Here is a 13,322-nt window from a genome sequence, read left to right on the forward strand (position 1 = left end):
CCGTTACCCCACCTACTAGCTAATCCCATCTGGGTTCATCCGATGGCGTGAGGCCCGAAGGTCCCCCACTTTGGTCTTGCGACGTTATGCGGTATTAGCTACCGTTTCCAGTAGTTATCCCCCGCCATCAGGCAGATCCCCAGACATTACTCACCCGTCCGCCGCTCGCCGGCAAAGTAGCAAGCTACTTTCCGCTGCCGCTCGACTTGCATGTGTTAGGCCTGCCGCCAGCGTTCAATCTGAGCCATGATCAAACTCTTCAATTAAAAGCTTGATGCTCGAAGATTCATCTGGTTAATCTTTTGAATTAACTGTTTGTTCACTCTTCAAGACTTGGTATTTTTGTGTTTCGATACGGTCTTGTGAGTGCCCACACAGATTGTCTGATAAATTGTTAAAGAGCATGGCCAGCGTGCGTAAATCTCACCTGGCGCGGGTTGCGTATATTACGTTTTCCCGCTGAAGAGTCAAGCTTTTATTTGCCCGAACGGGCCGCTGTTCCCTTCCCGACCCGGCATCGCGTTAGCGTTTGTTCCCGGTCAGTGGAGGCGCATTATAGGGACTTTCTCGCAGGTGACAAGGGCTATTTCGAAAAAAAATCTCAACTGCTCATTATTAGCGCAAAACGTTAGCAAGCTAATGTTTACCCAGCCCACGCAATGAGCGGCCAAACAACCGTCAAGCCCCGGCACCACAGGGATTGTGGTGATTAATACTGGTATGGATGCCGGCTATGTTTAAACAGCAGACCGGGCACAATAAAAAAGCCCCGCCGTAGATGAAGTAAACGGCGGGGCTTTTATTGCCAGGTGATTACAATATCGGCTTATTGCCTGGCCACGATATGGCCGTTTTCCACTTCCAGCCTGATGGGCACACCCGGGATCAGCGTACCGGACAGCATCTGTTGCGACAGCGGGTTTTCAATTTCCTGCTGGATAGCCCGCTTCAACGGCCGGGCGCCATACACCGGATCGAACCCGGCTTCGCTCAGCAGCGCCAGGGCTTCCGCGCTCAACGTCATGCTGTAACCGCGATCCTCCAGCCGTTTGTACAGGCGCTGCAGTTGGATCTGCGCGATCTCGGCGATATGCTCGCGTCCCAGCGGATGGAACACCACCACTTCATCGACGCGGTTGATAAACTCCGGACGGAAATGATGGCTGACCACGCCCAGCACCATATCTTTCATTTCCTGATAGTTCATTTGGCCGAACCGTTCCTGGATAACGTCGGACCCCAGGTTGGAGGTCATGATCACCACCGTATTGCGGAAATCCACCGTGCGTCCCTGGCCATCGGTCAGTCGCCCGTCGTCCAGCACCTGCAGCAGAATGTTGAACACATCGGGATGCGCCTTTTCGATTTCATCGAGCAGGATGACCGAATAGGGGCGGCGGCGAACGGCTTCCGTGAGATAGCCGCCTTCCTCATAACCGACATATCCCGGAGGCGCGCCCACCAAACGCGAGACGGAGTGCTTCTCCATAAATTCCGACATATCGATACGCACCATGGCGTCGTCGCTGTTAAACAGGAATGTCGCCAATGCCTTGCACAGTTCGGTTTTACCTACCCCGGTCGGGCCGAGGAACATGAACGAGCCTATGGGCCGGTTGGGATCCGCCAATCCGGCGCGGCTGCGCCTGATGGCATTGGACACAGCCTCCACCGCCTCGTTCTGGCCGATGACCCGCTGATGCAGGTCATGCTCCATGCGCACCAGTTTTTCGCGTTCACTCTCAAGCATGCGCGATACCGGAATACCGGTCCAGCGCGCCAGGACTTCGGCGATTTCGACATCGGTTACCCGGTTGCGCAGCAGGCGCATGGTTTTACCTTCCGCCTGGGACGCCGCCGCCAGCTGTTTTTCCAGCTCGGGGATCTTGCCGTACTGCAATTCGGACATGCGCGCCAAATCGCCCACCCGCCTGGCCTGCTCGATGGAAAGCTTCGCCTGTTCCAGTTCCGCCTTCAGGGATTGGGTGCCGGAAAGCGAGGCTTTTTCGGCTTTCCATTCTTCTTCCAGCTCGGAGTAATCCCGTTCCTTTTGCGACAGCTCGCTTTCCAGCATTTCCAGCCGTTTGATGCTGGCATCGTCGGACTCCTTCTTCAGCGCCTGCTGCTCCAGCTTGAGCTGGATAATGCGCCGCTCAAGACGGTCCAGCGCCTCGGGTTTGGAGTCGATCTGGATACGGATGCTGGCAGCCGCTTCATCAATCAGATCGATAGCCTTGTCAGGCAGTTGCCGGTCGGAAATATAGCGATGGGACAGCGTCGCCGCGGCGACGATGGCCGGGTCGGTAATCTGCACATGGTGATGCAGCTCATAGCGTTCCTTCAGCCCGCGCAGGATGGCAATGGTATCCTCCACGCTCGGCTCGGCGACGAACACTTTCTGGAACCGGCGCTCCAGCGCGGCGTCTTTTTCGATATACTGCCGGTATTCATTCAGGGTAGTGGCGCCGACGCAATGTAGTTCGCCGCGCGCCAGGGCCGGTTTGAGCATATTGCCCGCATCCATCGCCCCGTCGGCTTTACCGGCGCCGACCATGGTATGCAGTTCGTCAATAAACAGGATGATGTGGCCTTCCTGCTTCGACAAATCGTTCAGCACCCCTTTCAGGCGCTCCTCGAACTCCCCGCGGTATTTAGCCCCCGCCACCAGCGACCCCATATCCAGCGACAGCACCCGGCTGTTTTTCATGCCTTCGGGCACTTCGCCGTTAATGATGCGCTGCGCCAGTCCCTCGACGATGGCGGTTTTACCCACCCCCGGTTCGCCGATTAACACCGGATTATTTTTGGTACGACGCTGCAAGACCTGGATTGTGCGGCGGATTTCCTCGTCGCGGCCGATAACCGGGTCCAGCTTGCCGAGTTCCGCCCGCTCGGTCAGGTCGATAGTGTATTTTTTTAATGCCTGCCGTTGGTCTTCGGCACCTTGATCGTTCACGTTATCCCCGCCCCGCATTTGCTCAATGGCGTGGGTTATTTTTTCCGCGCTCGCGCCGGCTGATTTTAACAAGTCCGCCAGGGTGCCGCGCGAATCGAGCGCCGCCACCACGAACAGTTCGGATGAGATAAAACTATCGGCGCGCTTTTGCGCCAGTTTATCGCACAGGTTCAGTACCCGGACTAAATCCGCGGACGGTTGCACATCCCCGCCGGTGCCTTCTACCTGGGGCAGGCGCTCGATGGCCTTTTCGATTTCGGTGCGCAGCGGGCCGGGGTTGATGCCGGCGGATTGCAGCAAAGGACGCACGGTGCCGCCTTCCTGGTTCAGCAAGGCCTGCATGACGTGAAGAGGTTCGATAAACTGATTGTCGCGCCCAAGCGCAAGTGACTGAGCGTCGGCGAGGGCAAGCTGGAATTTATTGGTAAGACGATCCAAGCGCATAACTCCTCCCATATTGGTCAAAATTGCTACTGGAGATTAAATAAGGTCGTTTATTTAAAATTCAAGGATATTTCGCCAATATAGTTGGGAGATACCTGCTATCCGCCATGGACCGTCTTGGTGAAAGAGATTATATCAGCCAGACCAAAGTTGCCATACGTCCGGTAACTCCATCGCGCCGATAGGAGAAATATGATGCCGCGTCGGTCACCGTGCAGCGATCTCCGCCATAAACGAACCCTACTCCGGCGGCCTGTAGCCGCAATCGGGCCAGGTGGCAGATGTCGGCAAAATATTTTTCACCGTGCGGGCTAAAAGCCTCGGCAGCCTGAGGATCGTGGGCGACAAACGCCGCCTTGACCTCGGGACCGACTTCAAACGCCGCCGGGCCGATGGCCGGGCCAAGCCAGGCCATGACCGAGCCGGGGTCGGCCTGGAACGCCGCCAGCGTCTTTTCCAGGATGCCGGCGCATAAACCGCGCCAGCCGGCATGGGCCGCCGCCACTTCCCTGCCCGCCCGGTCGCACAACAGCACCGGCAGGCAGTCGGCGGTCATGATGGCGCAGACCTGGCCGGGCTGGCGCGTATAGACCGCGTCGGCCCGGTTTGGCGTCCGCGCAGCCCCGGTAAGCGTCACCACGTCGGTGCCGTGCACCTGCTGCAGCCAGCGCGGCGCGGCGGGCAGCCCCGCCAGCGCAGCCAGCCGCCGGCGGTTTTCCGCCACCGCATCCGGGCGGTCCCCGACATGGTCCCCCAGGTTAAGCGAGCCATACGGCGGGCGGCTTACCCCGCCCAGCCGGGTGGTTGAGCAGGCCCTGACATTACCCGGCGCGGGCCAGTCAGGCACAATCAGCCGGCTCATGGTGTTACTCCATCCGATCGTTAAACATCTCGGTATCCGCCTGCATCGCGGCGATCAAATCCACCATATCCTGCGGCAGCGGCGCATGCCACTCCATTTCGATGGACGTGATCGGATGATACAAACGCAGCATGGTGGCATGGAGCGCCTGGCGATCGAAGCCGCGCAGCAGCTCGACAAAGGCGTCGGATGCACCTTTTGGCGGGCGCGGGCGACCGCCGTATAAAGGATCGCCCACCAGCGGGTGGTTGATATGCGCCATATGGACCCGAATCTGATGGGTCCGACCCGTCTCAAGCCGCAGCCGCAGCCGGGTATGGGCACGGAAATGCTCCATAATCCGATAATGGGTTACCGCGGGCTTGCCCATGGGATGCACCGCCATATGGGTACGCTTGCTGGGATGACGGGAAATCGGCTGCTCCACCGTGCCGCCGGCGGTCATGTTGCCGATGGCCACCGCTTCATATTCACGGGTAATTTCACGCGCCTGCAAGGATTCCACCAGCCGGGTTTGCGCCGGCACCGTCTTGGCGACCACCATCAGGCCGGTGGTGTCCTTATCCAGGCGATGGACGATGCCGGCCCGGGGAACTTCGGCAATGGCCGGATAATAGTGTAGCAACGCGTTCAGTATGGTGCCGTCGGCGTTGCCCGCGCCGGGGTGTACCACTAAATCCCGGGGTTTGTTCAGGACGATGATATCGTCGTCTTCATAGACGATGTTCAAGTCGATATCCTGCGCCGCCCAGCGGGTATCTTCTTCAAGAATCGCATCGATTTCAATGGATTCGCCCCCCAACACTTTTTCCTTCGGGGTTGCGGCGACCTGCCCGTTAATCCGGACCCGGCTATCAAGGATCCAGACTTTTATGCGCGATCTGGAATAATCAGGGAACATTTCGGCCAAAGCCTGATCTAAACGTTGCCCGAGTTGTGATTCATTCACCACACCGGTGAGTAGTAGTTGTTGTGCCATATGCAGCTTCTTCGTTATCGTTGGGTTTTCACGGCAATGCCGTTTAGAATAATATGCTATTGTAGCTGGTCTCATTCGGGAGCTTAACGGACAGTCTCCCGGAATAACACTCGAGGATAAGCAAAACGTCATGATGCGTATGAAATATCTGGTGGCAGCAGCCACATTGAGCCTGATGCTGGTCGGTTGTTCCAGTTCCAAGGATGCCGTTCCGGATAATCCGCCCGCCGAGATTTATGCGTCCGCGCAGCTCAAATTGCAGGACGGCAACTATAAGGGAGCCATCAAGGAACTGGAAGCACTGGATAACCGCTATCCGTTCGGTCCCTATGCGCAGCAGGTTCAGCTTGATTTGATTTATGCCTATTATAAATCGGCGGATCTCACTTTAGCCCAAGCCTCGATCGATCGTTTCCTCCGCCTGAATCCGACGCATCCAAACGTCGATTATGTCCTCTATATGCGTGGCCTGACAGATATGGCGCTGGATGACAGCGCATTGCAAGGGTTCTTCGGCGTGGATCGTTCCGACCGCGACCCGGAGCATGCCCGCGCGGCCTTTCGTGATTTTACGCAACTGGTTCGCGGCTATCCGAACAGCCAGTATGCCACGGATGCCAGCAAACGTCTGGTTTATCTGAAGGATCGCCTGGCCAAATATGAGCTGGCCGTCGTTCAGTTTTACACCAAACGCGGCGCCTACGTTGCGGTGGTTAACCGGGTCGAGCAGATGCTGCGCGATTACCCGGACGCGCAGGCTACCCGGGACGCGTTGCCCCTGATGCAAAACGCCTATCGGCAGCTGCAGCTGCAGGGCCAGGCTGACAAGGTGGCAAAAATTATCAGCATCAACCCGGCCTGATACCCTTATCACCCGGTATAAAATCTCGGTAGCTTAGGCTACCGTTTTTTTGTCTGTGGCCGGCGTGGGCGAAATTAAATTCCGCGGCAACATGTCACTGGAAACGGGCAAGGGCCGCCAGTGGACATTGCGGGAAGGCATAGCATGGAAGATGACGCGACGGAATGTTTGGGGAAGAAAAAACGGTGGGGACAGAGCCAAAAAGCCTGACTTATCCAGTCAATAATGCCCCATTCGACCACAACACTCAAGCCTTGTTCCCCCTTTCCTGCACGAGTGTTACAAAACCTGTGATCGCTCACGCAACCCCAAAAAATAAGTGATGGAAATCACACTTTTCAGTGATTCTGGAGGTATGCTTAAATTACGTAGACGGAAACAGGTAGAGAGGTAGTGATATGATTATCAATATTACCAGTAAGCAAATGGACATTACTCCGGCCATTCGTCAACATGCGGAAGAACGCTTGGCCAAGCTTGCCAAATGGCAGACCCAGCTGATAAATCCTCATATAATCCTCTCCAAGCAACCTCAGGGTTTTGTGGCCGATGCCACGCTTAACACGCCTAACGGGCAATTAGTCGCCAGCGCCAGCAACCAGGATATGTATGTTGCCATCAACGAACTGATTGCCAAGCTGGAACGCCAGCTCAATAAGGTACAGCATAAAGGCGAAGCCCGCCGCGCAGCGGAATGCGTCAAGACCGCCGCCACGAATATTGTCGAAGAATAGCTGACCTACCGCCGGGCTGATCGTCCCCGGCCGGTCAGCCGGCAGGCCTGAATTTTCATCACACCCGATATAACGCGCCATAACGGCGCGTTTTATATTGACAGAATGAAAAGCCAGCGGTTACTGTAAGCCTCCGAATAACCACAAAGCTGATACCATGCATACCACTCCGTTTTTCTTCGCCTTCTTTTTTATCTTCCCCTGAACGGGAGGCTGGTCGTCATATGAGAAAGAATACGAAGACGAACAAAAAAGCCTCCTGACAACAGGGGGCTTTTTTTATGACAGATTGAAAGGTAGCTAACAACATGAGCGACAACCCATTATTGGCACTGCGCGAACGCATCAGCGCGCTGGATTTAAAGCTGTTATCACTGCTGGCGGAAAGACGCGAGCTGGCGCTTGACGTCGCGCGCAGCAAATTAACCACCCATCGCCCTATCCGTGATAAGGAACGTGAACGGATTTTGCTGGAACACCTGGTCACTGAAGGTAAAAAGTTGAACCTGGACGGATTTTATGTGACGCGGCTTTTCCAGTTGATTATCGAGGATTCGGTGCTGACCCAGCAGGCGCTGCTGCAATCGAATCTGAACCAGACCCTGGAGCGCTCGGCGCGCATCGCGTTCCTGGGGCCAAAAGGTTCATATTCCCACCTGGCCGCCCGGCAATACGGCGCGCGTTATTTCGACCAGGTGGTGGAGTGCGGTTGCCAAAAGTTTCCGGACATCATCCAGATGGTGGAAACCGGCCAGGCCGACTACGGCGTGCTGCCGATTGAAAACAGCAGCTCCGGTTCCATTAACGACGTCTATGACCTGCTGCAGCATACCAATTTGTCGTTGGTGGGTGAGCTGACCAATCCCATCGATCACTGCATGCTGGTGACCGGCGAGAGCAGTATCGACCAGATAGAAGTGGTGTATAGCCATCCGCAGCCGTTCCAGCAGTGCAGCCAGTTTATTAGCCGTTACCCGCACTGGAAGATTGAGTATTGTGAAAGCACCGCCGCCGCCATGGAAAAAGTGGCGGCGCTGAACTCGCCCCATGCGGCGGCGCTGGGCAGCGGTCCGGGCGGCGCGCTGTACGGCCTGCAGGTGCTGGAGCACAACCTGGCCAACCAGCAGCAAAACGAGACCCGCTTTATCGTGCTGGCGCGCAAGGCAATCGAGGTGTCGGAGCAGGTGCCGGCCAAGACTACCCTGATCATGGCCACCGGCCAGCAGTCCGGCGCGCTGGTGGAAGCGCTGCTGGTATTGCGCGAACAGGGTATCGTGATGACCAGGCTGGAGTCGCGGCCGATTTACGGCAATCCGCGCGAAGAGATGTTTTACATCGACGTGCAGGCCAATTTACGCAGCGCGCCTATGCAAAAGGCCCTGGCGGGGTTACAGGCCATTACCCGGTCGCTGAAAGTACTGGGCTGTTACCCATCGGAAAACGTGGTGCCGGTCGATCCGGAATAAACAACGCGCAGCAATACAAACCCCAAAAGGGCCGCGCAATACGGCCCTTTTTACTGTCCGGATGGTGGTTATCTGCGGATATCATTGGCCTGGCGCAGCAGCATGCGGCTTTCCACCAGGAAGCTTTGGGCGTAGCTGCCGAACCACTGTTCGATCTTTTTAAAGCGGGCGATAAAGGCTTGTTTATCCCCCTGCTCCAGCAGCGTAATAGCCTCGCCAAAGCGCTGGTAATAACGCTTAATCAGCGCCAAGTTGCTTTCCGATGACATGATGATATCCGCGTATAGTTGCGGATCCTGGGCAAATAAGCGCCCGATCATCGCCAGTTCCAGGCGGTAAATCGGCGACGACAGGGCCAGCAGCTGCTCCAGCTCGACATTCTCCTCCGCCAGATGCATGCCGTAGGCAAAGGTGGCGAAGTGGCGCAGCGCCTGGATAAACGCCATATTCTGGTCGTGCTCCACCGCGCTGGTGCGATGCAGGCGGGCGCCCCATACCTGGATTTGCTCCAGCAGCCATTGATAGGCCTCGGGCTGGCGGCCGTCGCAGTACACCACCACCTGCTTGGCCAGGCTACCGCTGTCGGGACCGAACATCGGATGCAATCCCAGCACCGGCCCATTATGGGCGGCCAGCATCGCCTGCAGCGGCGCGTTTTTTATCGACGCCAGATCCAGCAGGATGCAATCCTCCGGCAGCGGCGGCAGCCGCTCGATTACCTCAACGGTAAGGTGGATCGGCACACTGACAATCACCATGCCGGCATCCGCCAGCAGTTCTTTCGCCTGCGGCCAGTCTTCCTGCTCGAGGATCCTGACCTGATAACCGGATAACAGCAGCATTTTTTCAAACAGCCTGCCCATCTGGCCGCGCCCGCCGATTATCACCACCGGCCGCAGCTGCGGACAGAGGGTCTTGAAGCCTTTGTCATTTTCGCTGGAATAAGACTCGCGCATCACGCGTCTTAGCACATCTTCAATCAAATCGGGCGGCACGCCCTGGGCCACCGCCTCGTCCCGGCGCGACGCCAGCATGGCCGCCTCGCGATCGGGCGCGTAAATGGGCAGGCCGTAACGGCTTTTGACCTCCCCCACCTCGGCCACCAGATGCAGGCGCCGGGCCAGCAAGGTCAGCAGGGCTTTATCGACTTCGTCAATCTGATCCCGTAATGCGTGAAGCTCCGTTACCATAGGCTCTTATTCTCCCGCCAGCCGTCCCGCAAGGACGCCGCGCAGTTCGTTATGCAGTTGTCTTAACAGTGTATCGGTACTCTGCCAGTTGATACAGGCATCCGTCACCGATACGCCGTAGCGCATAGCGCCACGGGGTTGTTCCGATGACTGGCTGCCTTCATTGATATGGCTTTCCAGCATCAGGCCGATGATCGAACGGTTGCCCGACTTGATCTGCGACAGGGCCGATTGGGCCACTTCCGCCTGGCGTCGGTAATCTTTATTGGAATTGCCATGGCTGCAGTCAATCATCAGCGCCGCGTTAAGCCCGGCCTTGGCCATCTGCTGCTCGCAGTCGGCAATGTCGGAGGCATGGTAATTAGGCTTTTTGCCGCCGCGCAAGATGACGTGGCCGTCCGGATTACCGCGGGTTTGCAGCAACGCCACCTGGCCCGCCTGGTTAATGCCCATAAAACGGTGCGACATGGCGGCGGCGCGCATGGCGTTAATGGCGGTGGCCAGGCTGCCGTCGGTGCCGTTTTTAAACCCCACCGGCATCGACAGGCCGGAGGCCATTTCACGATGGGTCTGGGACTCGGTGGTGCGCGCGCCGATGGCGGACCAACTGAACAAGTCGCCAAGGTATTGCGGGCTGTTGGGGTCCAGCGCTTCGGTAGCCAGCGGCAGTCCCATGCGCACCAACTCCAGCAGCAGGCCGCGGGCGATTTTCAGGCCGGCTTCCACATCAAAGGAGTTGTCCATGTACGGGTCGTTAATCAGGCCCTTCCAGCCCACGGTGGTGCGGGGCTTTTCAAAGTAGACGCGCATGACGATATAGAGCTGGTCGCTCAGTTCCGCCGACAGGGCCGTCAGCCGCCGGGCATAGTCCAGCGCCGAATCCAGGTCATGGATGGAACAGGGGCCGCAAACCACCAGCAGCCGGGGATCGCGGCCATGGATAATGTCGGCGATAGTCTGGCGCGACGAGGCGATAGCCCGCTGCTCGGCGTCGGTTAAGGGGAACTGCCGTTTAAGTTCTTCCGGCGTAATCATCACCTGTTCATCAAGGATATGAACGTTATTAAGCGCGTCTTTTTGCATGATATCTGTCCTGACCAAAGGTTATTGCCGCGGATCGGCAAGATAGCCTGTCCGCGATGTATGGGCTATACCATACCACGTCACGTAAAGTTTTCAATCCATAAGTGTAAATATTATGGTACTGTGCGTGATCATTTTTAACCGCCCTCTACCGCGAGGAATACATGCAATGTACAAGCATAAATTTAGAAATTAAAATCCATATTTAACAGAATATTAAGTGTTATTTTTTTCCTGCCGCAACCATTACGAACACACTTTACCTGAACCAACGTTCTGCTTGAGACGCCTGGATGTAAAGATTAATATACAATTTCTCGGTGAGATATGTATTCTACTCGGGCGTCGGGTCGGGTCGCGTGCCGGCCGACCGGCACGCGGGCATATTTTTTTGCTTGCCAAAGCGAGGGAGAATACCCAGGGTAAAAACCACGCCGCCCGGCGGAAAGCTGTCGCTTAATCCGGTGTTACCCCCTATCATAAATGTTAACCGTCCCGACGAAATCTTTATGCCGATGAAATTACCTGTCATTTTCGCCCTGCTATTGATTCTGGCCGGCTGCGGTTCATCAACCGCACCGCCGCCCGCAGGCCAGGCCGATTCGCCATCGCAATGGTACCAGGTGGGATACCATGACGCGCAGGCGGGCAAGATCGTCCGGGATAACGACGCGCTGGCGGAATGGTTCGGCAACCCGCAAATCGACCGTGATGCTTATTTAAGGGGATATATCGCGGGACAACAAGAACTCTGCCTGCCGGACCAGGCGTTTTCCTGGGGACAGCAAGGGCGTAGTTTTCCCGCCGCCTGCGATGGCGTAAAGGATGCGGAACGGCTTCGGCAACAGTGGCAACAGGGCAGGGACAAGGCAAATTAACCGGTGCCCGCGACCCTTCGTCACCAGGTGCGGCGCACATAAAAAAAGGTCGGCCAACCGGCCGACCCTTGATAACTAAATGCTTTCGGATGTTGCGAAAGCGTACTAGCCGTTAAGACGCTCTTTAATACGCGCAGACTTACCAGTACGTTCACGCAGGTAATACAATTTGGCCTGACGAACGGCACCACGACGTTTAACGGTAATGCTGTCGATAACCGGTGAATGAGTCTGGAACACACGCTCAACACCTTCGCCGTTGGAAATTTTGCGAACAGTGAATGCAGAATGCAGGCCGCGGTTACGAATAGCGATAACCACGCCCTCGAATGCCTGCAGACGTTTTTTACTGCCTTCAACAACCCATACCTTCACTTCCACGGAATCACCCGGACGGAATGCAGGTACGTCCTGCTTCATCTGTTCTTCTTCAATCTGTTTAATAATGTTGCTCATAATAGGTCTCTTACCCTAGGTAAACTGAGTGTTCGGGCTGTCAGCAACAAAGCTGGCACACCCCTATTAGTTTTGTCGCTCAGGCTGATATTCCCGTTGGAACTCGGCCAGCAACTTTGCTTGCTCGTCAGTCAGAGCTAGGCTTTCCAGAAGTTCAGGTCTTCTAAGCCAAGTACGGCCCAGTGACTGTTTCAAACGCCAGCGGCGTATTTCCGCATGGTTGCCCGACAGTAACACCGGCGGAACCTCCATGCCTGCCAACTCTTCGGGACGGGTATAGTGCGGACAGTCCAGCAAGCCCTCGGCGAAGGAGTCCTCCGCCGCCGAGCCTTCATGACCCAATACCCCCGGAATAAACCGGGAGACGGAATCAATCAGCGCCATGGCCGCCAATTCACCGCCGCTGAGCACATAATCACCGATTGACCATTCTTCATCAATTTCGGTGGCTATCAGGCGCTCGTCTATACCTTCATAACGGCCGCACACCAGAATCATCTTCGGGTTGGCGGCCAGCTCGCTCACACCTTGCTGATCGAGCTTACGCCCCTGGGGGGAGAGATAAATAACCTTCGCCCCGGCGCCTGCTTGTTTTTTTGCCTCGTGAATCGCATCCCGCAAGGGCTGCACCATCATCAACATGCCCGGTCCGCCACCATACGGGCGTTCGTCCACGGTGCGATGACGATCGTGCGTAAAATCACGCGGACTCCAGCACTGCATGCTCAGCAGGCCGTTTTTCACTGCCCGGCCAGTTACCCCGTAATCAGTGATTGCGCGGAACATTTCGGGAAACAGGCTGATAACACCAATCCACATCACGCCGTTCCACCCATCTTCACTGGTTTACATCCGGGGATCAAAAACTCGGATCCCATTCAACCTCAATAACATGAGCGCTGAGATCCACCTTTTTGATAACCTGTCCGTCGAGGAACGGGATTAACCGCTCCTGGATACCGAAGGCATCTTTCAGGTTGGCTTTTACCACCATGACATCATTGGAGCCGGTTTCCATCATATCGATGACGCCGCCCAGCTCATAACCCGCGGTGGTTACTACCCGGCAACCCGTAAGGTCTTTCCAGTAATAATCACCTGCGGCCAGGGCCGGCAACTGCGTCGAATCCACGACGATTTCACAATTCGTCAGCAGAGACGCCGCTTCCCGATCTTCCATGCCCTTGACCTTAATGATCAAATCCTGACTGTGGCGCTTCCAGCCTTCCAGCTCGATCAGCCGCCACTCACCCGCCCGTTTAATAAACCAGGGCTGGTAATCAAAAATGCTTTCGGATTCTTCAGTGGAAGAAAACACTCTGAGCCAACCGCGAATGCCATACGTCGATCCCATTTTACCCACGACAATCGGGTTAGTGGGAATTGCGGTACGGATTTGTTTGCTCATAGCC

General features: G+C 56.3%; 13 protein-coding genes, 1 rRNA gene and 1 other annotated feature. Of the genes, 5 read left to right on the plus strand and 9 right to left on the minus strand.

What is annotated here, in order from left to right:
* From GRH90_RS00005 to rluD, 4 genes are all read right to left on the minus strand, one after another.
* A 16S ribosomal RNA gene (locus tag GRH90_RS00005) occupies positions 1-266 on the minus strand; the annotation flags it as partial.
* Between the two features lie 560 nt (positions 267-826).
* Entirely contained in the window at positions 827-3,400 is a 2,574-nt protein-coding gene (gene clpB / locus GRH90_RS00010) for an ATP-dependent chaperone ClpB (RefSeq protein ID WP_162363856.1), read from the minus strand.
* Positions 3,401-3,530: 130 nt separating this feature from the next.
* A complete protein-coding gene (gene yfiH, locus GRH90_RS00015; protein WP_162363857.1) occupies positions 3,531-4,262 on the minus strand; it encodes a purine nucleoside phosphorylase YfiH in 732 nt (243 codons plus the stop codon).
* A 4-nt stretch (positions 4,263-4,266) separates the two neighbouring features.
* The gene (gene rluD / locus GRH90_RS00020) at positions 4,267-5,241 is read right to left on the minus strand and encodes a 23S rRNA pseudouridine(1911/1915/1917) synthase RluD (protein ID WP_162363858.1); all 975 of its coding nucleotides are present in this window, start codon (positions 5,239-5,241) and stop codon (positions 4,267-4,269) included.
* A gap of 130 nt (positions 5,242-5,371) precedes the next feature.
* Between rluD and bamD the strand changes: the two genes are divergently transcribed.
* The 4 genes from bamD (at position 5,372) to pheA (ending at position 8,303) form a co-directional block, all read left to right on the plus strand.
* Complete coding sequence (gene bamD, locus GRH90_RS00025; RefSeq protein ID WP_162363859.1) at positions 5,372-6,103, plus strand: outer membrane protein assembly factor BamD; 732 nt, start codon at positions 5,372-5,374, stop codon at positions 6,101-6,103.
* A 398-nt stretch (positions 6,104-6,501) separates the two neighbouring features.
* The gene (gene raiA / locus GRH90_RS00030) at positions 6,502-6,837 is read left to right on the plus strand and encodes a ribosome-associated translation inhibitor RaiA (RefSeq protein WP_162363860.1); all 336 of its coding nucleotides are present in this window, start codon (positions 6,502-6,504) and stop codon (positions 6,835-6,837) included.
* 156 nt (positions 6,838-6,993) lie between these two features.
* Positions 6,994-7,120 (plus strand) — a sequence feature (Phe leader region).
* The gene (locus GRH90_RS26025; protein ID WP_218586196.1) at positions 6,995-7,042 is read left to right on the plus strand and encodes a hypothetical protein; all 48 of its coding nucleotides are present in this window, start codon (positions 6,995-6,997) and stop codon (positions 7,040-7,042) included. (Overlaps the previous feature by 48 nt.)
* 25 nt (positions 7,121-7,145) lie before the next feature.
* Complete coding sequence (pheA, locus tag GRH90_RS00035; RefSeq protein ID WP_162363861.1) at positions 7,146-8,303, plus strand: bifunctional chorismate mutase/prephenate dehydratase; 1,158 nt, start codon at positions 7,146-7,148, stop codon at positions 8,301-8,303.
* 68 nt (positions 8,304-8,371) lie between these two features.
* On the opposite strand, the gene tyrA is transcribed toward pheA, so the two are convergent.
* Both tyrA and GRH90_RS00045 read right to left on the minus strand, forming a co-directional pair.
* The gene (gene tyrA / locus GRH90_RS00040) at positions 8,372-9,493 is read right to left on the minus strand and encodes a bifunctional chorismate mutase/prephenate dehydrogenase (RefSeq protein ID WP_162363862.1); all 1,122 of its coding nucleotides are present in this window, start codon (positions 9,491-9,493) and stop codon (positions 8,372-8,374) included.
* 6 nt (positions 9,494-9,499) lie between these two features.
* Entirely contained in the window at positions 9,500-10,576 is a 1,077-nt protein-coding gene (locus GRH90_RS00045) for a 3-deoxy-7-phosphoheptulonate synthase (protein WP_162363863.1), read from the minus strand.
* 509 nt (positions 10,577-11,085) lie between these two features.
* Here GRH90_RS00045 and GRH90_RS00050 point away from each other — a divergent pair.
* On the plus strand, positions 11,086-11,454 hold the full coding sequence (locus tag GRH90_RS00050) for a DUF2799 domain-containing protein (RefSeq protein ID WP_246235795.1): 369 nt from the start codon (positions 11,086-11,088) through the stop codon (positions 11,452-11,454).
* 105 nt (positions 11,455-11,559) lie between these two features.
* On the opposite strand, the gene rplS is transcribed toward GRH90_RS00050, so the two are convergent.
* From rplS to rimM, 3 genes are all read right to left on the minus strand, one after another.
* Positions 11,560-11,910, minus strand: coding sequence for a 50S ribosomal protein L19 (rplS, locus tag GRH90_RS00055; protein ID WP_162363864.1), 351 nt, complete (start codon positions 11,908-11,910; stop codon positions 11,560-11,562).
* Between the two features lie 66 nt (positions 11,911-11,976).
* Complete coding sequence (trmD, locus tag GRH90_RS00060) at positions 11,977-12,729, minus strand: tRNA (guanosine(37)-N1)-methyltransferase TrmD (RefSeq protein ID WP_162364252.1); 753 nt, start codon at positions 12,727-12,729, stop codon at positions 11,977-11,979.
* 40 nt (positions 12,730-12,769) lie between these two features.
* Positions 12,770-13,318, minus strand: a complete 549-nt coding sequence (gene rimM / locus GRH90_RS00065) for a ribosome maturation factor RimM (protein ID WP_162363865.1) — start codon at positions 13,316-13,318, stop codon at positions 12,770-12,772.
* Positions 13,319-13,322 lie beyond the last annotated feature (4 nt).

Source organism: Acerihabitans arboris, from assembly GCF_010131535.1.
GTDB lineage: Bacteria > Pseudomonadota > Gammaproteobacteria > Enterobacterales > Enterobacteriaceae > Acerihabitans > Acerihabitans arboris.

What these genes read in the sequence shown, in the direction of transcription:
- clpB (WP_162363856.1), bottom strand. Translation starts at nt 3,400, where the DNA reads ATGCGCTTGGATCGTCTTACCAATAAATTCCAGCTTGCCCTCGCCGAC.
- yfiH (WP_162363857.1), bottom strand. Translation starts at nt 4,262, where the DNA reads ATGAGCCGGCTGATTGTGCCTGACTGGCCCGCGCCGGGTAATGTCAGG.
- rluD (WP_162363858.1), bottom strand. Translation starts at nt 5,241, where the DNA reads ATGGCACAACAACTACTACTCACCGGTGTGGTGAATGAATCACAACTC.
- bamD (WP_162363859.1), top strand. Translation starts at nt 5,372, where the DNA reads ATGATGCGTATGAAATATCTGGTGGCAGCAGCCACATTGAGCCTGATG.
- raiA (WP_162363860.1), top strand. Translation starts at nt 6,502, where the DNA reads ATGATTATCAATATTACCAGTAAGCAAATGGACATTACTCCGGCCATT.
- pheA (WP_162363861.1), top strand. Translation starts at nt 7,146, where the DNA reads ATGAGCGACAACCCATTATTGGCACTGCGCGAACGCATCAGCGCGCTG.
- tyrA (WP_162363862.1), bottom strand. Translation starts at nt 9,493, where the DNA reads ATGGTAACGGAGCTTCACGCATTACGGGATCAGATTGACGAAGTCGAT.
- GRH90_RS00045 (WP_162363863.1), bottom strand. Translation starts at nt 10,576, where the DNA reads ATGCAAAAAGACGCGCTTAATAACGTTCATATCCTTGATGAACAGGTG.
- GRH90_RS00050 (WP_246235795.1), top strand. Translation starts at nt 11,086, where the DNA reads ATGCCGATGAAATTACCTGTCATTTTCGCCCTGCTATTGATTCTGGCC.
- rplS (WP_162363864.1), bottom strand. Translation starts at nt 11,910, where the DNA reads ATGAGCAACATTATTAAACAGATTGAAGAAGAACAGATGAAGCAGGAC.
- trmD (WP_162364252.1), bottom strand. Translation starts at nt 12,729, where the DNA reads ATGTGGATTGGTGTTATCAGCCTGTTTCCCGAAATGTTCCGCGCAATC.
- rimM (WP_162363865.1), bottom strand. Translation starts at nt 13,318, where the DNA reads ATGAGCAAACAAATCCGTACCGCAATTCCCACTAACCCGATTGTCGTG.